General features: G+C 58.3%; 17 protein-coding genes. 4 read left to right on the plus strand and 13 right to left on the minus strand.

The features are described from left to right. Nucleotides 1-50: 50 nt before the first annotated feature. Nucleotides 51-2,657: an ATP-dependent chaperone ClpB gene (gene clpB / locus L63ED372_RS07540; protein WP_062404959.1), complete on the minus strand. Its 2,607-nt coding sequence runs from the start codon at nt 2,655-2,657 to the stop codon at nt 51-53. Between the two features lie 87 nt (nt 2,658-2,744). On the opposite strand from clpB, the gene L63ED372_RS07545 reads away from it, so the two are divergent. Further along, nucleotides 2,745-3,296, plus strand: a complete 552-nt coding sequence (locus L63ED372_RS07545; RefSeq protein WP_062404961.1) for a hypothetical protein — start codon at nt 2,745-2,747, stop codon at nt 3,294-3,296. Nucleotides 3,297-3,324: 28 nt separating this feature from the next. Here the strand turns inward: L63ED372_RS07545 and L63ED372_RS07550 are convergent, their stop codons facing one another. From L63ED372_RS07550 to L63ED372_RS07575, 6 genes are read right to left on the minus strand one after another with little or no spacing between them, the layout of a single operon-like run. Beyond that, nucleotides 3,325-3,813 (minus strand): molybdenum cofactor biosynthesis protein MoaE, encoded by a 489-nt coding sequence (locus L63ED372_RS07550; RefSeq protein ID WP_062404964.1) that lies wholly within the window; start codon nt 3,811-3,813, stop codon nt 3,325-3,327. Between the two features lie 4 nt (nt 3,814-3,817). Next, nucleotides 3,818-4,069 (minus strand): molybdopterin converting factor subunit 1, encoded by a 252-nt coding sequence (gene moaD, locus L63ED372_RS07555; RefSeq protein ID WP_062404966.1) that lies wholly within the window; start codon nt 4,067-4,069, stop codon nt 3,818-3,820. Continuing rightward, complete coding sequence (locus L63ED372_RS07560; protein WP_062404968.1) at nt 4,066-5,322, minus strand: molybdopterin molybdotransferase MoeA; 1,257 nt, start codon at nt 5,320-5,322, stop codon at nt 4,066-4,068. Before L63ED372_RS07560 ends, moaD begins: the two co-directional genes overlap by 4 nt. 6 nt (nt 5,323-5,328) lie before the next feature. Further along, nucleotides 5,329-6,774: a threonine synthase gene (gene thrC, locus L63ED372_RS07565; protein ID WP_062404970.1), complete on the minus strand. Its 1,446-nt coding sequence runs from the start codon at nt 6,772-6,774 to the stop codon at nt 5,329-5,331. Then, a complete protein-coding gene (locus L63ED372_RS07570) occupies nt 6,774-8,096 on the minus strand; it encodes a homoserine dehydrogenase (protein ID WP_062404972.1) in 1,323 nt (440 codons plus the stop codon). Before L63ED372_RS07570 ends, thrC begins: the two co-directional genes overlap by 1 nt. Before the next feature lie 51 nt (nt 8,097-8,147). Beyond that, entirely contained in the window at nt 8,148-9,389 is a 1,242-nt protein-coding gene (locus L63ED372_RS07575; RefSeq protein ID WP_062404974.1) for a pyridoxal phosphate-dependent aminotransferase, read from the minus strand. Between the two features lie 122 nt (nt 9,390-9,511). On the opposite strand from L63ED372_RS07575, the gene L63ED372_RS07580 reads away from it, so the two are divergent. The 3 genes from L63ED372_RS07580 (at nt 9,512) to L63ED372_RS07590 (ending at nt 12,401) form a co-directional block, all read left to right on the plus strand. Continuing rightward, entirely contained in the window at nt 9,512-9,889 is a 378-nt protein-coding gene (locus tag L63ED372_RS07580; protein WP_062404976.1) for an Mth938-like domain-containing protein, read from the plus strand. Nucleotides 9,890-10,049: 160 nt separating this feature from the next. Then, nucleotides 10,050-10,535, plus strand: coding sequence for a peroxiredoxin (locus L63ED372_RS07585; protein WP_062404977.1), 486 nt, complete (start codon nt 10,050-10,052; stop codon nt 10,533-10,535). 156 nt (nt 10,536-10,691) lie between these two features. Beyond that, entirely contained in the window at nt 10,692-12,401 is a 1,710-nt protein-coding gene (locus L63ED372_RS07590) for a PhoH family protein (protein WP_062404980.1), read from the plus strand. A gap of 30 nt (nt 12,402-12,431) precedes the next feature. Here the strand turns inward: L63ED372_RS07590 and dnaB are convergent, their stop codons facing one another. The 6 genes from dnaB to L63ED372_RS07620 form a co-directional block, all read right to left on the minus strand. Continuing rightward, nucleotides 12,432-13,850 (minus strand): replicative DNA helicase, encoded by a 1,419-nt coding sequence (gene dnaB, locus L63ED372_RS07595; protein WP_062404982.1) that lies wholly within the window; start codon nt 13,848-13,850, stop codon nt 12,432-12,434. Nucleotides 13,851-14,026: 176 nt separating this feature from the next. Continuing rightward, nucleotides 14,027-14,479, minus strand: coding sequence for a 50S ribosomal protein L9 (gene rplI, locus L63ED372_RS07600; RefSeq protein WP_062404984.1), 453 nt, complete (start codon nt 14,477-14,479; stop codon nt 14,027-14,029). 11 nt (nt 14,480-14,490) lie between these two features. After that, complete coding sequence (gene rpsR / locus L63ED372_RS07605; RefSeq protein ID WP_062404986.1) at nt 14,491-14,772, minus strand: 30S ribosomal protein S18; 282 nt, start codon at nt 14,770-14,772, stop codon at nt 14,491-14,493. A 15-nt stretch (nt 14,773-14,787) separates the two neighbouring features. Then, complete coding sequence (priB, locus tag L63ED372_RS07610; protein WP_062404988.1) at nt 14,788-15,075, minus strand: primosomal replication protein N; 288 nt, start codon at nt 15,073-15,075, stop codon at nt 14,788-14,790. 17 nt (nt 15,076-15,092) lie between these two features. Next, nucleotides 15,093-15,458 carry a 30S ribosomal protein S6 gene (gene rpsF / locus L63ED372_RS07615; RefSeq protein ID WP_062404990.1) on the minus strand — a complete coding sequence of 122 codons (366 nt, stop codon included), beginning with the start codon at nt 15,456-15,458 and terminating at the stop codon, nt 15,093-15,095. Nucleotides 15,459-15,553: 95 nt separating this feature from the next. Further along, nucleotides 15,554-17,680 (minus strand): VC_2705 family sodium/solute symporter, encoded by a 2,127-nt coding sequence (locus L63ED372_RS07620; RefSeq protein WP_062404994.1) that lies wholly within the window; start codon nt 17,678-17,680, stop codon nt 15,554-15,556. Nucleotides 17,681-17,700 lie beyond the last annotated feature (20 nt).

Genomic DNA, 17,700 nt, shown 5'->3' on the forward strand with positions numbered 1-17,700 from the left:
CAAAAACCATCTGTCACAGCCGTGCAAGCAGGGCTTGCACGGCTGTAGGGTCAGGCCGCGTGCTCGACCACTTGAAAATCGAACTGCCCCGGGGCACGAACCGGGTCGACCGAGACCTCGATGGTGCACTTGGGCGGGAAACGCCCTTCCAGCAACAGTTTGGACAAAGGGTTTTCCAGACGTTGCTGGATCGCCCTTTTCAGTGGCCTGGCGCCAAACACCGGGTCAAAACCCACCTTGGCCAGTTCGGACAAAGCCGGTGGACTGACCTTCAAGGTCAGGTCCATGCGGGCCAAGCGGGTTTGCAGGACCTGCAACTGGATCTTGGCAATCGCGGCGATGTGCTGGGCATCGAGGCCATGGAAGACCACGGTCTCATCGATGCGGTTCAAGAACTCGGGGCGGAAGTGGGTCTTGAGTTCGTCCCAGACCGCATCTTTGATGTCTTCGGCAGGCTGCCCCACCATGGACTGGATCAGGTGCGAGCCCAAGTTGGAGGTCATCACGATCACCGTGTTTTTGAAATCCACCGTGCGCCCCTGCCCGTCGGTCAGGCGGCCATCGTCCAGCACCTGCAGCAAGATGTTGAAGACATCGGGATGGGCTTTTTCCACCTCGTCGAGCAACAACACGCTGTAGGGCTTGCGGCGCACGGCCTCGGTCAGGTAACCGCCCTCTTCGTAACCCACATAGCCCGGCGGCGCACCGATCAGGCGGGCCACAGAATGCTTTTCCATGAACTCGCTCATGTCCATGCGGATGAGGTGGTCTTCGCTGTCAAACAAAAAGCCTGCCAGCGCCTTGCACAGCTCGGTTTTGCCCACGCCTGTGGGGCCCAAAAAGAGGAACGAACCCGTTGGACGGTTGGGATCGGACAGGCCCGAGCGCGAACGACGGATGGCGTTGGCCACCGCCGCAATGGCTTCGTCTTGGCCCACCACGCGCTGATGCAGTTTGTCCTCCATCTGCAGCAGCTTTTCGCGCTCACCCTGCATCATCTTGGACACCGGAATGCCGGTGGCGCGGGACACGACCTCGGCAATTTCTTCGGCGCCCACCTGCGTGCGCAGCAAGCGGTGCACGGGTTTTTCGCCAGGCGCGGACTCTTTGGCCTGCACCTCCTTGAGGGTTTTTTCGAGCGCTGGCAGCTTGCCGTACTGCAACTCGGCCACTTTGTTGAAATCGCCCTTGCGCGTGAACTCCTCGATTTGCTGCTTGATCTGATCGATTTGCTCGCGCACTTGCTGCCCACCTTGCGCTTGGGACTTCTCGGCCCGCCAGATTTCCTCCAAATCGGCCGCTTCTTTTTTCAGTTTGACGATCTCTTCTTCGATCAAGGCAAAGCGTTTTTGCGAGGCCTCATCGCTCTCTTTGCGAACTGCCTCGCGCTCGATTTGTAATTGGATCAAACGGCGGTCGAGCTTGTCCATCACCTCGGGTTTGGAGTCGATCTCGATCTTGATCTTGGCCGCCGCCTCGTCGATCAAGTCAATGGCTTTGTCGGGCAGGAACCGGTCGGTGATGTAGCGGTGGCTGAGCTCGGCCGCCGCCACAATGGCCGGGTCGGTGATATCCACGCCGTGGTGGATTTCGTACTTTTCTTGCAAGCCACGCAAGATGGCGATGGTAGCCTCCACCGTGGGCTCGTTGACCAAAATTTTCTGAAAACGTCGTTCTAAAGCCGCGTCTTTTTCGATGTATTTACGGTACTCGTCCAGCGTGGTCGCGCCCACGCAGTGGAGCTCTCCCCGGGCCAGTGCAGGTTTGAGCATGTTGCCCGCGTCCATCGCGCCTTCGGCCTTGCCCGCGCCCACCATGGTGTGCAACTCGTCGATGAAGACGATGGTCTGGCCTTCGTCCTTGGCCAATTCGCTGAGCACGGTTTTCAGGCGCTCTTCAAACTCGCCACGGAACTTGGCCCCGGCGAGCAAAGCGGCCATGTCGAGCGACAGCACCCGCTTGCCCTTGAGCGAATCGGGCACCTCGCCCGCCACGATGCGCTGGGCCAGGCCCTCGACAATCGCGGTCTTGCCCACACCGGGCTCACCGATCAGCACCGGGTTGTTTTTGGTGCGGCGCTGCAAAACTTGGATGGCGCGGCGAATCTCGTCGTCGCGGCCAATCACCGGATCGAGCTTGCCAATGCGGGCACGCTCTGTCAGGTCGATGCAATACTTTTTGAGCGCCTCGCGCTGGCCTTCGGCATCGGCGTTGCTCACACTTTGGCCACCCCGAACGGCCGCGATGGCGGTCTCTAGGTTTTTACGGTTCAGTCCATGCTCTTTGGCGATGCGCCCCGCCTCGGACTTGCTCTCGGTCAAGGCCAGCAAAAACAATTCGCCGGCGATGAAGGCGTCGCCGCGTTTGATGGCCTCTTTTTCTGCCGCCTGCAAAAGCTTGACCAGATCCGGTCCCACGTTGACTTGGTCTTGTCCGCTGACCTGAGGCAAACGCGAGACGGCTGCTTCGGCCGCCTGCAGCAAAGCAGGCACCTGAACACCCGCACGCAGCAAGATGGCTTTGGGGCCGTCGTCTTGCTTGAGCATGGTGACCAGCAGGTGCTGGGGTTCAATGTAAGCATGGTCTTTGCCAAGGGCCAGCGACTGGACGTCCGACAAGGCTTCCTGAAATTTCGTGGTGAGTTTGTCAATTCGCATGTGTAGATCTCCAATGCTAGGCAACTTGTGCTGAAAGTGCCATTTTCAAGGGCCTTGCCGCTGTCCACTATTGCCTAAAATCAAGACATGAACATTCATCAACTGTCTGTCCACCACGATGAACGGCAAGACCGCTTGTTGCTGCGCCTGAACACCCAGGACCAGCAGGAATTTCGTTTTTGGCTGACCCGGCGCATGACGCTGCGATTGTTGCCGGCCATCGAAAAAACGGCCGTGCGCTTGGAGTCGGCGCAGCCTGGCGTGGCAGCCACCGATGCACCCGCGCAGCATTTGTTGACAGAACTCAAGCGCGATGCATTTTTCAAAGAGGCCGACTTTGCCACCCCTTTTGATAACCATGCCAAGCAGTGGCCTCTCGGGGCAGACCCCCTGCTCATCACCGACGCCCATTTGACCATCAAGCCAGGTGGTGCATTGGAGATGGCATTTGAGGACAAGTCCGATGCGGCCCAAGTTAAATCGTGCCAGCTGCACCTGCAAGTCAGCTTGGTGCACGGCATGTTGCATCTGATTCGCCAAGCCAGTGAGAAGGCCGAATGGGGTTCTTTGGGGATACCCGCCATCGCAACCGAGGCCAGCCCGGTGTCGACCTCAGAGCCGCCTCGCTACGCACACTGAGGAACGGTGCTTGAGGAATAAAGCGGTGTCAGGCGTTATGGGCCTGGATACCCCAACGCGCCAAGGCCACATCATCGGAGACACGCGCATCCACCCATTGCGCACCTTGAGGGGTTTGTTCTTTCTTCCAGAATGGGGCCTGCGTCTTGAGGTAGTCCATCAAAAATTCGCAGGCTTTGAAGCTCTCGCCCCGGTGCGCCGAAGTGACGGCCACCAAAACGATCTGGTCTGCAGGCAGCAAGCGCCCCACGCGGTGCACCACACGCGCCGCATAAAAATCAAAGCGCTGGTGGGCTTCATCGATCATGGCTTCGATCGATTTTTCGGTCATGCCCGGGTAGTGCTCCAGTTCCATGGCCTGCACTTCATCACTCGCTTGACCCGTCAGCGCACGGGTGTCACGAACGGTGCCCACAAAGCTGCACACGGCCCCGACCCGCAAGTCCTGACCCTGCAGGGCGGCCAACTCGGTGGACACGTCAAAGTCATTCGTCTGGATACTGACTCGGGGTGTCATGGCGTCAACCTCCGGTCACGGGTGGAAAAAAGCCGACCTCGCAGCCCTCGGTCAGGGCGGCGTTGCCCTGCACCATGAGCTGGTTCAGCGCCATGCGCACCGAACGCTCCGGCGCCAGACAAGCGCTGTAGTGCTCGCCCCGGGCCATCAGCTCGCTGCGCAAAGCGGCCACATCGGCCGCCTGGGTCTCCACACTCTCGTTCGACAGACCAATGCTTTCACGTACAGAAGCGAAATAGCGAACTTGCACTTTCATGCCAAGCACTCCGAAAAAGGCCAAAAATCAACCAACTGGCCGGGCTCAATCGTCTGCCCACCAGGGTTGTCCACCACCCCATCGGCCCACACCACCGAGGTCAACACCCCCGAACTTTGGTTGGGAAACAGGTCCAGCCCGCCTTGGGCATTGCGGCGCACGCGCAAGAACTCGCGACGCTTATCGGCCTTGGGCCACGCAAAATGCGCTGGCAGGCGTTGGGTGTGAGGAGCAGAAGTGCTCATGCCCTGCATCTTGCGCAGCAAGGGCCTGACCAAGAGCAAAAAGGTCATGAAACTGGACACAGGATTGCCCGGCAAACCCACAAAGTGGGCCTCACCCTCGGCGGTCTGTCGCCGCACCTGACCATAAGCAAAGGGCTTTCCTGGCTTCATGGCAATTTGCCACAGGTTCAACTCGCCCAAGGACTGCACCGCCGGTTTGACGTGGTCTTCTTCGCCCACCGACACGCCGCCGCTGGTCAGGATCAGGTCGTGGTGGTCGGCTGCGGTTTTGAGCGCAGCGACGGTGGCATCGCGCCGGTCGGGCACGATGCCCAGATCGCTCACCTCGCAGCCCATGCGGTGCAACAAGGTACGCAGGAAAAAACGGTTGGAGTTGTAAATGCTGCCCGGGGGCATGTCCTGCGGGGATACATCGCCCGGCATGACCAACTCGTCGCCCGTCGAAAACAAGGCGACTCGGGGGCGGCGCAAAACCGGCAGATGCGCCAGACCCAGGCTCGCAGCCAGGCCGAGCTCAGCAGGTCCCAGCTTTTGGCCACGGTGCAAAGCGGTCTGGCCTTGGCGGATGTCTTCGCCGCTGCGGCGAATCCACTGCCCGGGCTCAGGCACCACAGTAAAGCGCACGACATCTTCTTCTCCCGGCACGGGCTCGGCTTGCTCCTGCATGACGATGGCGTCCGCACCTTCGGGCACAGGGGCTCCGGTGAAGATGCGGGCGGTTTGCCCAGGCTGCAAAGCTTGCCCGGTGTGACCGGCGGCAATCCGCTGGCTTACCCGCAGTTTGGCACCAGGCTGCAACAAATCATCTCGACGAACCGCGTAGCCGTCCATCGAGGAGTTGTCAAAGGCTGGCACCTGCAGGGCGGACACCAGGTCCTCGGCCAACACACGCCCATCGGCATCGAAGGTGGCCACCGACTCTGCATCGGTCAAAGGGGTAATGCGTGCGAGCAGTGCCTGCAGCGCGTCGTCCAAGGACATCAAAGGGGCGCGTGGGGCGGTGCTCATGGGCGCTCAGTCGCAGTGCTGCTGGATGTAAGCCTTGACCGCGTCCACATCGGCTTTCATGACCTGCACGCGCTTGGGCAAGGCTTCGATGCCTTCAAACTGCGATGGGCGCTCGGGCTGACGGCCCAAGGCTTCCACAATGGTGGCCGCGAACTTGATGGGCAAAGCGGTTTCAAGCACGATCATCGGCACCCGTGGGTTCAGGCACTCTTTGGCCACCTTCACGCCGTCGGCGGTGTGGGTGTCGATCATGACGCCATAAGTGGCAAAGACATCTTGAATGGTCTTCAATCGGTCGGCATGGGTGCTGCGGCCGCTGTCAAAACCATAGGTGGTGGCGGCTTGGGCAAAGCGTGGGTCGCCCGACAAATCGAAGAAGCCTTGGCGGCTCAGACCTTCGCCAAAAATGGCTTTGGTTTGGACCGCATCGCGCCCCAGCAGGTCGAACACAAAACGCTCGAAGTTGCTGGCCTTGGAGATGTCCATCGAGGGGCTGGAGGTTTCGTGCGTGTCGGCCGTGCCGCGCACACGGTAAACGCCGGTACGGAAGAACTCGTCGAGCACATCGTTTTCGTTGGTGGCGACCACCAAGCGGTCAATGGGCAAGCCCATCATACGGGCCACATGGCCTGCACACACATTGCCAAAGTTACCGCTCGGCACCGTGAAGCTGACCTTTTGCTCATTGCTTTGGGTGGCCTGGAAGTAACCTGCAAAGTAATACACCACCTGGGCCAGCAAACGCGCCCAGTTGATGGAATTCACGGTACCGATTTTGTATTTCCGCTTGAAATCCAGATCGTTGGACACCGCCTTGACGATGTCCTGGCAGTCGTCGAACACGCCTTCAATGGCGATGTTGTGGATGTTCTCGTCGAGCAGACTGAACATCTGCGCTTGCTGGAACGGGCTCATGCGTCCGTTCGGGCTGGTCATGAAGACACGCACGCCCTTTTTGCCGCGCATGGCGTATTCGGCTGCACTGCCCGTGTCGCCCGAGGTGGCGCCAAAAATGTTCAGCGCTTCGCCTCGCCGCGCCAATTCGTATTCAAACAAGTTGCCCAGCAACTGCATGGCCATGTCTTTGAATGCCAAAGTGGGACCATTCGACAAGGCTTCGAGGAACATCTCGGGCTGGGCTTGGCCATCAGCCTGCAAGGGCTTGAGCGGCACAATTTCTTTCGTACCGAACACTTCAGGCGAGTAGGTTTTGCGGCACAAGGCCAACAAGTCATCACTCGGGATGTCGTCGATGTAAAGCGACAGCACCTCAAAAGCCAAAGCCGCATAGCCCTGGCTTTGCCAAACTTGGCGCATGCGGGTCAGCGCCGCTGCGTCGATTTGCGGGTAGCTTTCGGGCAGGTACAGGCCACCGTCGGGCGCCAGGCCTTCGAGCAAGATTTCACAAAACTGTTTGCGGTCGGCGTGACCACGGGTCGACAGGTAACGCATCAGTTCAACTCTTCCTTGCGAATGCGAACGATGGGCGCCATCACGGTGGGCAAGGCCTGCATTTGGGCCAGCACATCGTTCAAGGTGCCTTCGCGGGTGTCGTGGGTCAAGATGATCACGTCGGTCTGGTTTTCTCCGGCTTGGCTCACCTGATCGGCCTCGCGCTGCAAAACCGCGTCGATGCTGATGTTGGCCTCGGCCAGCAGGCCGGTCAGCTTGGCCAGCACACCCGCTTGGTCGGCCACGCGCAAACGCAAGTAATAACTGGTCACGACTTCGGACATGGGCAACACAGTCAAGTTGCTCATGGATCCGGGCTGGAAGGCCAGGTGAGGGACACGGTTGAGCGGGTCCGCCGTGTGCAAACGGGTGATGTCCACCAAATCGGCGATCACCGCGCTGGCGGTGGGCTCAGAGCCTGCGCCTTTGCCGTAATACAAAGTCGTGCCCACGGCATCGCCTTGCACCATCACAGCGTTCATCGCACCTTCCACATTCGCAATCAAGCGCTGAGTGGGCACCAAGCTGGGGTGCACACGCAACTCAATGCCTTGCGCCGTGCGCTTGGTGATCCCCAAAAGCTTGATGCGGTAGCCCAATTGCTCGGCGTACTTGATGTCAGCAGCGCCCAGCTTGGTGATGCCTTCGACATAGGCCTTGTCAAACTGCACTGGAATGCCAAACGCAATCGCGCTCATCAGGGTCACTTTGTGCGCGGCGTCCACGCCCTCGATGTCAAAGGTCGGATCGGCTTCGGCATAACCCAAGCGCTGGGCTTCCTTGAGCACCACGCCAAAGTCCAAGCCCTTGTCGCGCATCTCGGACAAGATGAAGTTGGTCGTGCCATTGATGATGCCCGCCACCCACTGGATGCTGTTAGCCGTCAAGCCCTCGCGCAGCGCCTTGATGATCGGGATGCCGCCTGCCACAGCAGCCTCGAAAGCCACCATGACGCCTTTGGCTTGAGCAGCTGCAAAAATCTCGGTGCCATGCACGGCCAGCAAGGCTTTGTTGGCTGTGACCACGTGTTTGCCTGCGGCAATGGCTTCCATGACCAAGGCTTTGGCAATGCCGTAGCCGCCGATCAACTCGACCACGATGTCGATCTCGGGGTTGGCAATCACCGCACGGGCATCGGCCACCACCTGAACGCCCTCACCCACCACCGCCTTGGCACGCGCCACATCCAGATCGGCCACCATGGCGATTTCAATGCCACGGCCGGCACGGCGCTGGATTTCTTGCTGGTTCCGCTGGAGCACGTTGAAGGTGCCGCTGCCCACAGTGCCAATGCCCAACAGGCCCACTTTGATCGGTTTCATTCACTTCTCTTTAACGTTGCGCCCGGCAGTGCCGGGCATTTCTCAAAAAAATCAGGCCACCAATTTGTCGGTGCCCAGTCGTTTGCGGGTGCTTTCCAAAAATCTCGCCACGCGACCAATCGCCTCTCTCAAATCATCCTCATGCGGCAGGAACACAATCCTGAAGTGGTCGGGATCAGGCCAATTGAAACCCGTACCCTGAACCAGCATGACCTTGGTTTCTTCCAGCAGTTGCAAGAAAAAGTCCTGGTCATCTTGCACCGGATAGATCTTCGGATCCAGCTTGGGAAACATGTACAAGGCCGCGCGGGGCTTCACGCAACTGACGCCAGGTATGGCCGTGATCAATTGGTGGGCCAAGTCGCGCTGCTTGCGCAAGCGACCGCCCTCACCCACCAGTTCATTGATGCTTTGGTGGCCGCCCAGTGCCGTCTGAATGGCCCACTGGCCCGGCACGTTGGCACACAAACGCATGTTGGAGAGCATGTTCAGGCCTTCGATGTAATCGCGGGCCGCTTTCTTGTCGCCCGAAATCACCATCCAGCCTGCACGGTAACCGCAGGAGCGGTAGCTTTTGGACAAGGAGTTGAAAGTCAGGGTCAGCACGTCTTGCGACAAGCTGGCCAGTGGCGTGTGCTTGACGCCGTCGTACAAGACCTTGTCGTACACCTCATCGGCAAAAATCACCAAGCCATGCTCACGGGCAATGGCCACGATGCCCTCCAGCAAGGCATCGCTGTACAAAGCACCCGTGGGGTTGTTGGGGTTGATGACCACAATGCCCTTGGTGCGGGGTGTGACCTTGGCACGGATGTCGTCCAAATCGGGCATCCAGCCGTTCGACTCTTCGCAGCGGTAATGCACAGGCGTGCCGCCCGACAAACTGGCCGCCGCTGTCCAAAGCGGGTAATCGGGCGACGGCAAGAGCAACTCGTCGCCATCATCCAGCAAACCGTTGGTTGCCATGACGATCAATTCGCTGGCGCCATTGCCCAGGTAAATGTCGTCCAAGGTGACGCCCAAAATGCCTTGTTTTTGGGTCTCGTGCATCACCGCTTTGCGGGCCGCAAAAATACCTTTGCTGTCCGAGTAACCCGCCGAGTTGGGCAGGTTGCGGATCATGTCCTGCTGGATTTCTTCAGGCGCATCAAAACCAAAAACAGCCAAGTTGCCGATGTTCAGTTTGATGATCTTGTGGCCATCCTCTTCCATCTGACGCGCTCGGTCCATGATGGGCCCCCGGATGTCATAACAAACGTTGGCGAGCTTGGCAGATTTCTGGATGGTCTTCAAAGTGCCTCCAAAGGCAGTGTGGATGAGGGAAAACCTATAATTTGACCACATTTCTTGTGCCCCACAAGCGCAGTTTTCAGAGCTTGGCCTCTAATTGCGCTTTCCCCCACTTTGACCTCCCCATGAAACTCCAGCCCGACAAATCCAATGCGCCGACCATCAACGCTTATGACCGGGCCTGGATCGAAGTCAACGGCGTGCGGCATGAACAGTCCTTGTTCGTGAGCAGCCTGCCCGATGTGCCGCCAGCGGCTTGGGCCACGGGCCACTTTGAGGCCCTGAGCGCCAGCGACTTCAGCCCGTGGGCCCAAAGCGGGGCCGAGCTCATCTTGTTCGGCAGCGGGCATAAACTCCGTTTTGCCAAGCCCCAATGGCTGCAGGACTTGATCACCCGTGGCGTAGGGGTAGAAACCATGGACACTGCTGCGGCATGTCGCACCTACAACATCTTGGCCAGTGAAGGACGCAAAGTGGTGGCCTTGCTTTTGATCGAGTCCTAAAGCATGCATTCTTTCGGATCGTTTTTTGTGCCAAGATCCTGAGCAAATACCCTTCTCTGTTCAGAGTAAAATAGCAGGTTGTCGAGGCCAACGGCCTTTAGCGAATCTGACACCAGTTATTGGTGGCACCCGCTCAACCAGTCAAGCGAGATAAAGTTCCATGGCGATCGTTCTGAACAAACCCCTCCCCGAATTTGAAGCCAACGCCACCAGCGGTCTGAAAGTTTCGAACGTCTCCCACATTGGCCAAACCGTTGTTTTGTTTTTCTACCCCAAAGACAACACCCCCGGCTGCACCACCGAAGCCATGCAGTTTCGCGACAAATACAAAGATTTCGTGAAAGCGGGCGCCTTGGTGCTGGGTGTGTCCCGCGACAACATGAAATCGCACGACGACTTCAAAGCCAAGCTGGAGTTGCCCTTCGAATTGATCGCCGACACCGAAGAAAAAATGTGCCACATGTTTGGTGTGGTCAAAAACAAGATCATGTACGGCAAAAAGGTCAAAGGCATCGAGCGCAGCACCTTCCTGATCGGTCCCGACGGTACCCTCAAGCAAGAGTGGCGCGGCCTGAAAGTGCCGGGTCATGTCGAAGAAGTTCTTCAGGCTGTCAAGGACCTGAAAAAAGCCGCTGCCGTGGCTTGATTTGCCCAGCCTGTGGTGTCACAGGGCTCGTGCATAATGATTTCATGATGTTGCAAAGCAGCCCTGCCACACACTCTCCTTCAAGCCGCCCGGGTCTCCTGGCGGCTTTTTGTTTTATCGAGTTCGAATTTTTCAATCCTCAAGAGGCCTTCGCTCATGCCATTGCCACCCGCTCCCACCCATCGCGCCAGCCGCTTGACCCACAAAGCCTTTGAAAGCAGCGAGGAACATTCCGATGCCCCCGCCATGGTGCAAATTGAAACCAAACGGAGTTTGACGAGCGAGACACCCGAAGCCCCCATGGCCAAGCGCCCTGCCCGTGCACGTAAAAATGAAGCCCAACCCTTGGCGCCCACAAACACAGTGGCCATACAAGTGACTGCAGGCAAACCTCAGCACGAGTCCAGCCCTTCATCGGCCGGAGCCGCCCGTGAGGTCAGCAAATCCGCTCCTGCCCGAACCAAGCGGCGCAGCGGCCCGAGCAAGCTCTTTGTGCTCGATACCAATGTGCTGATGCACGACCCCATGAGTCTCTTCCGCTTTGAAGAGCACGATGTTTTCTTGCCCATGATCGTGCTGGAAGAACTCGATGGCCACAAAAAAGGCATGACCGAGGTCGCACGCAATGCACGCCAAGCCAGCCGCTCGCTGGACACCTTGGCCTCGGCGCAAGGTGCAGACCTAGGTAAAGGCTCACCCTTGAGCGCCACGGGCCACACCGATGCGATGGGTCAATTGTTTTTCCAAACCCAGGCGCTTGATCTGAGCCTGCCTTTGGCATTGCCTCAGGGTAAGGCCGACAACCAGATCCTGGGCGTGGTCAAAGCGCTGGGGCTGCTCCATGCGCCTCGAGATGTGGTGTTGGTCTCCAAAGACATCAACATGCGCGTCAAGGCCCGTGCACTGGGGCTTCAGGCGGAGGACTACCAAAACGACAAAACCCTGGAAGATGGCGACTTGCTTTACCCGGGCTCCATGGCCTTGCCCCAGGATTTCTGGACCAAACATGGCAAAACCGTGGAAAGCTGGCAGCAAGGGGCTCACACCTTCTATCGGATTTCAGGTCCGATCGTGCCCAGTTTGTTCATGAACCAGTTTGTCTATTTCGAGGCCCCCGGAGAACCCAGTCTGTATGCCCGTGTGACCGAAATCCGGGGCAAGACAGCGGTGTTGCGCACCCTCAAGGACTTCACCCACCAAAAGAATGCGGTCTGGGGCGTCACCACACGCAACCGGGAGCAAAACTTTGCGATGAACTTGCTGACCGATCCAGACGTCGACTTTGTCACGCTGGCAGGCACAGCAGGCACGGGCAAAACCCTGATGGCCTTGGCTGCAGGCCTGACCCAAGTGCTGGACGATCGCCGCTACACCGAGATCATCATGACCCGCGCCACCGTGAGCGTGGGCGAAGACATCGGCTTTTTACCAGGCACCGAAGAAGAAAAAATGGGCCCCTGGATGGGCGCACTGGACGACAACCTGGAATTTTTGGCCAAAGGCGACGGCGGTAATGCCGGTGAATGGGGCCGTGCCGCAACCAACGAGCTGATCAAGAGCCGCATCAAGATCAAGAGCATGAACTTCATGCGCGGTCGCACTTTCATGAACAAGTACGTGATCATCGACGAGGCCCAAAACTTAACTCCCAAGCAGATGAAAACGCTGATCACCCGCGCAGGCCCGGGCACCAAGATCATCTGCATGGGTAACCTTGCCCAGATCGACACGCCTTACTTGACCGAGGGCTCTTCTGGCTTGACCTATGCGGTCGACCGTTTCAAGGGCTGGGCACATGGGGGGCACATCACCCTCGCGCGTGGTGAGCGATCGCGCCTGGCCGATTTTGCCAGCGAAGCGCTTTAAGTCCGGATCGGGCAGTCCAGCCGACAGGCCTCAGTAATCGTCGCTGAGGCCTGAGGCCAGGCTTTCAAAACGGGTCAGGTTTTTCAAGAAAGTGAGCCGGACCGTGCCTGTGGGGCCGTTACGTTGCTTACCGATGATGATTTCCGCCACACCGGGATCTTTGGAATCCTTGTTGTAGTAATCGTCTCGATAAATGAACATGATGATGTCCGCATCCTGCTCGATGGCGCCGGACTCTCGCAAGTCGCTCATCATGGGGCGTTTGTCGGTGCGCTGCTCCACGCTTCGGTTCAGCTGTGACAAGGCAATCACGGGGCACTGCAGCTCTTTGGCCAGCATTTTCAGGCCCCGTGAAATCTCGCCTAACTCGGTGGCGCGGTTGTCACCGCCCGAGCCGCCCGAGCCACTCATCAGCTGCAAATAGTCCACCACAATCAAGCCGAGCTTGCCGCACTGCCGTGCCAAGCGACGGGCATTCGCCCGCAACTCCGAGGGCGTGAGGCCCGGCGTTTCGTCGATGTGCAAAGACACCGTGCGCAGCTTCTCAATCGCCTCGGTCAGGCGAGGCCACTCGTCGTCACTGAGCTTGCCTGTGCGTAAATGGCCCTGGTCGATGCGGCCGATCGAGCCCACCACACGCACCGCCAATTGCGAAGCTCCCATTTCCATGGAGAACACCGCCACCGGCAAACCTTCGTTCAAGGCCACATGCTCGGCAATGTTGATGGCAAAGGCCGTTTTACCCATCGAAGGACGCGCCGCCAACACCACCATGTCACCCGGCTGCAGGCCGGATGTCATGCGGTCCAGATCGTAAAAACCAGTGGGCACCCCTGTGATGTCGTTGGGGTTGTCGGCCATCTCCTGCACGCGGTCGAGCAACTCCACCACCAGGGTGTCCATCGACTGAAAACCCTGCTTCATGCGCGAGCCTTCTTCACCAATGTTGAAGATCTTTTGCTCGGCCTCGTCCAAAATTCTGTCAATCGCCTTGCCTTGTGGGTTAAAGGCATTCGTTGCGATTTCATCGCTGGCGGACACCAGTTTGCGCAGGATCGAGCGCTCGCGCACGATCTCGGCATAGCGGCGAATGTTGCTGGCGCTAGGCACGTACTGTGCCAAGGAGTTCAGGTAACCCAAGCCGCCCATTTCATCGGCCTTGCCTTGGTTCTGCAACTGCTCGTTCACAGTGATGACGTCGGCAGGCTTGGAAGCGTTAATCAGCGCCCCGATGGCTGCATAAATCAGCTTGTGTTCATGGCGGTAAAAGTCGTTGTCGACCAGCAAATCCCCGACACGGTCCCAAGCACCGTTGTCCAGCAACAGACCTCCCAGAACACTGGACTCGGCTTCAATTGAATGGGGCGGCACACGCAGATTGGCCACTTGGCTGTCGCCAGACAGTTCGGGTGGGAAGGCGTTCAAGGAAGGGGAAAAAACGGCGGACATGGTTGCAGAACCTCAAAAGGCCATGGTAGTCGCAAAAATGCGGCGGGCTTGGGATAACGCTGTGGATAAGCTCTGTGCATCCGGTGCTCAGCTCTGTAAAAATTCAGAAGACATGAGCCCCAATGAAAAAAGCCGCCAAGCGCAAGGCCCGGCGGCTTTTCAGAACGCAGTGCGGATCAGGCTGTTTCGCCGTAAACCGTCACGGTCACGTCCACCACCACATCGGTGTGCAAGGCCACCGACACGGTGGAATCGCTCACCACTTTGATGGGGCCATGGGGCATGCGGATCTGGGACTTGACCAGCTTGTAGCCTTGTTTGTTCAGCTCTTCGCAGATGTCATGGTTGGTGACGGAACCGAACAAACGGCCATCCACACCCGCTTTTTGCGACAACTTGACCACCAAGCCAGCGAGCTTTTGGCCTTGGGTTTGCGCATCGGCCAGCTTGGCAGCTGCGGCTTTTTCCAGTTCAACACGGCGAGCTTCAAACTCGGCCTTGTTGGCTTCGGTCGCACGGCGTGCGCGGCCTTGGGGGATCAGGAAGTTGCGAGCGTAGCCGTCTTTGACTTTGACGATATCGCCCAGATTACCCAGGTTCACAACCTTCTCGAGCAGGATGATTTGCATGGTTGTACTCCTTAGACTTTATGCTGGTCGGTGTAGGGCAACAAAGCCAAGATGCGTGCGCGCTTGATGGCTGTGTTGAGCTGACGCTGGAAAATGGCGCGTGTGCCAGTCAGACGTGCAGGAATGATCTTGCCATTTTCGGCAATGAAGTCACGCAGGGTGTCGACATCTTTGTAGTCGATTTCTTCGACGCCAGTGACTGTGAAACGGCAGAAACGCTTGCGCTTGAACAGCAGGGACTGGGTATTGCGCTTGGGGCGCTTGTCTTTGTTGAATTTTTTGAACGTGGCCATGAGGGCCTCCTGGAATTAATCTTGCTGAAACTCTTGAATGTGCAACACGACACTTTTGCCTTGTCGAGGGGTGGCCAAAAAGCCTCGGAACGTCCAAACACTGCCAACCGCTTGCTGACCCAGTCTTTCGGCCAAAGACCCAATGGCCAAGGCACGAAGCTTCAACTGGACTTTGCGCATTTGCCCGACCTCTTGAACTTCAGAGGCATGCTCCAGAATCAAATCAAGAGCAGGCAAACCAGCGGGGGTGTATCGCAAAGCGCTTTGCTCGGCAATACAAGCTATAAGTTCGGTACGGTTCACTCCTCAACAAGTCGGTATCAAGCGGCGAATTCGGCTTGTTGGGACTTGCGGGCTTCTTCGCGCTCGACAGTCTTCATCATGGATGAAGGACCTGTTTCGGCTTTTTTCTTCAGCACCGTGAGGTGACGCAACACAGCGTCGTTGAACTTGAAGGCATGTTCGAGTTCAGCCATGACCGCTTGGTCGGCTTCGATGTTCACGCACAGGTAGTGGGCTTTGCCCAGCTTGTTAATTTGGTAAGCCAACTGGCGGCGACCCCAGTCTTCCACACGGTGGATGCTGCCACCGCCGGCAGTGATCATGCCTTTGTAGCGCTCCAGCATGGCTGGCACTTGTTCAGACTGATCGGGGTGGATCAGCAAAATGATTTCGTAATGACGCATTGAGACTCCTTGAGGTTAACCCAAATGGTTGGAATAGCTGCCCCCAGCGTCTGACGAGGTGCAGCAAGGCGAAGCTTCAGATTATAGCCTGAAGATCACAGTCCCGGATAGCTGTTGGACGGGCCCGCCGCTGAAGTCTGAGCACGCTGGTTTTGGCTGATCAGGCGCTGAGGGATCAGCCAGGTGGCAAGGACCATGGCTGCAAAACCCACAGGGACGCCAAACACACCTGCAGACAAGGGCTGTATACCCCACCACAAGCCGCCATAAGGGTCCAACTCCCAAAAATGACGGAAACCAGGGGCATTGACCACCATGTAATAGATGGTCACACCCAAACCGGCCAGCATGCCCAATACCACGGCCGGACGATGTACCCGCGACCAGGCCATGCCCAACACCATGCCCGGAAAGAATGCCGAGGCGGCCAGCGAAAATGAAGCCGACACCAAGGCCAGAATTTCTGCGGGCTTGAAGGCGGCCACCACCGCCGCCAGCATGGCCACGGCCAGCAAAGCGAACTTGGACAGGATCACCCGACCCTCCGAGGACTTGGGGCCTTTGACGCCATTGGGTCGCATGTCGCGCACCAAGGCGTTGCTGATGGTCAACAGCAAACCATCGGCGGTCGACAAAGCAGCGGCCAGCCCCCCGGCGGCGACCAAGCCGGACACCACGAACGGCATCCCGCCCAACTCGGGTGTGGCCAACATGATCATGTCCGCACCGAGCTTGAGCTCACCCAATTGCAAAATACCGTCGCCGTTGATGTCCGAGAACTCCAGCAAAGCCGAATCCAAACGGGCCCATTGCGCCATCCAGCTGGGCAATTCGGCAAAACGGCTGCCCACCAAGGTGTTGAGGACCTCGAACTTCACCAGCACCGCCAAGGCAGGCACGCTCAGGTAAATGAGGCCGATGAAAAACAAGGACCAAGCCACGGAGCTGCGCGTTTCGGCCACCGAGGGCGAAGTGTAAAAGCGGGTCAACAAATGCGGCAAACCTGCCGTGCCAATCATCAAGCAAAACACAAGGGCCATGAAATTCAGGCGCGACTCGTTGAACAGTTTTTCTTGGGCCAGCCCACCATCCGGCTCCCCGGTGAAAGCCTGTGCGTGCGGCGGCATGCCCCCCAAAGGCCGCGCCCGCTCCAGGTTGTCGTGCATCGCGCGGGTCCATAACTCGCGAGCAGCTGAGGCTTCGTGCGGCACAGCCAGCAGCTCACGGCGCACCTGGGCAATGGTGGCAAAGTCGGCACCTTGCGCTTTGAGCAGGCGGATTTTTTCTTCCAACTCCTGGCGCAAATCCACCATGGCCGCGTCCACATCCTGCAAGCGTGAAGCGTAAATTTTGGCCCTTTGGGCGTATTCGCGGCGCACTTCCAACTCGGCCGGGTCGTCCATCAAACGTTTTTCGATGCTGGCAATGGCCGACAGCTGTGCGCCATAGGCCAATGGTGCGACAGGATTGCCCAATTGTTTGTAGGCCAACCAAGACACCGGAATGAGAAAGGCCAGCAGCAGCATGATGTACTGGGCCACCTGGGTCCAAGTGATGGCCCGCATCCCACCCAAAAACGAACACAGCAAAACACCGCCCAAACCCAACAAGATGCCGATTTCAAACTGCACACCGGTCAGACGCGAAGCGATCAGGCCGATGCCGTAGATCTGGGCCACCACATACGTGAACGAACACAGCACCGAAGCCAGCGCCGCAATCACGCGTGGCCAGCGACCGCCATAACGCTGATCGAAGTAATCAGGCAAGGTGTACAAGCGCATGGCACGCAATTGAGGCGCAATCAACAAGGCCACGAGGCAAAACCCACCCGTCCACCCCATCACATAAGCCAGGCCGCCGGGCTGGTTGCCGCTGCCGGAAAAGCCTTGCAGGTACAGCGCTCCCGCCAGACTGATGAAGGAGGCCGCACTCATCCAGTCGGCCGCCGTGGCCATGCCGTTGTACATGGCCGGGATGCGGCGTCCAGCCACGTAATACTCGTCCTCGTCCGTGGTTCTCGCCGCGATCCCGATCAGTGCATAGATCATGACCGTGCTGAACAGAAAGATCGGTCCGATCAGGTTCCGGGACAGGCCTGAGCGCTCGGCCCAAGCCATGGCCACGATCAAACTCAGCAGAAAACCCACATAAATCAGAACATTGCGGTGCAGTCGCCAGCGGTAAGCCGAAGACATGGCGACATCCACGGGTTGGCTCATCGCAGGGTCCTGATCATGTG

Source organism: Limnohabitans sp. 63ED37-2 (assembly GCF_001412535.1).
Classification (GTDB): Bacteria; Pseudomonadota; Gammaproteobacteria; order Burkholderiales; family Burkholderiaceae_C; genus Limnohabitans_A.

Coding starts and splice junctions, on each gene's coding strand:
- clpB (WP_062404959.1), bottom strand. CDS start 2,657: ATGCGAATTGACAAACTCACCACGAAATTTCAGGAAGCCTTGTCGGAC.
- L63ED372_RS07545 (WP_062404961.1), top strand. CDS start 2,745: ATGAACATTCATCAACTGTCTGTCCACCACGATGAACGGCAAGACCGC.
- L63ED372_RS07550 (WP_062404964.1), bottom strand. CDS start 3,813: ATGACACCCCGAGTCAGTATCCAGACGAATGACTTTGACGTGTCCACC.
- moaD (WP_062404966.1), bottom strand. CDS start 4,069: ATGAAAGTGCAAGTTCGCTATTTCGCTTCTGTACGTGAAAGCATTGGT.
- L63ED372_RS07560 (WP_062404968.1), bottom strand. CDS start 5,322: ATGAGCACCGCCCCACGCGCCCCTTTGATGTCCTTGGACGACGCGCTG.
- thrC (WP_062404970.1), bottom strand. CDS start 6,774: ATGCGTTACCTGTCGACCCGTGGTCACGCCGACCGCAAACAGTTTTGT.
- L63ED372_RS07570 (WP_062404972.1), bottom strand. CDS start 8,096: ATGAAACCGATCAAAGTGGGCCTGTTGGGCATTGGCACTGTGGGCAGC.
- L63ED372_RS07580 (WP_062404976.1), top strand. CDS start 9,512: ATGAAACTCCAGCCCGACAAATCCAATGCGCCGACCATCAACGCTTAT.
- L63ED372_RS07585 (WP_062404977.1), top strand. CDS start 10,050: ATGGCGATCGTTCTGAACAAACCCCTCCCCGAATTTGAAGCCAACGCC.
- L63ED372_RS07590 (WP_062404980.1), top strand. CDS start 10,692: ATGCCATTGCCACCCGCTCCCACCCATCGCGCCAGCCGCTTGACCCAC.
- dnaB (WP_062404982.1), bottom strand. CDS start 13,850: ATGTCCGCCGTTTTTTCCCCTTCCTTGAACGCCTTCCCACCCGAACTG.
- rplI (WP_062404984.1), bottom strand. CDS start 14,479: ATGCAAATCATCCTGCTCGAGAAGGTTGTGAACCTGGGTAATCTGGGC.
- rpsR (WP_062404986.1), bottom strand. CDS start 14,772: ATGGCCACGTTCAAAAAATTCAACAAAGACAAGCGCCCCAAGCGCAAT.
- rpsF (WP_062404990.1), bottom strand. CDS start 15,458: ATGCGTCATTACGAAATCATTTTGCTGATCCACCCCGATCAGTCTGAA.
- L63ED372_RS07620 (WP_062404994.1), bottom strand. CDS start 17,680: ATGAGCCAACCCGTGGATGTCGCCATGTCTTCGGCTTACCGCTGGCGA.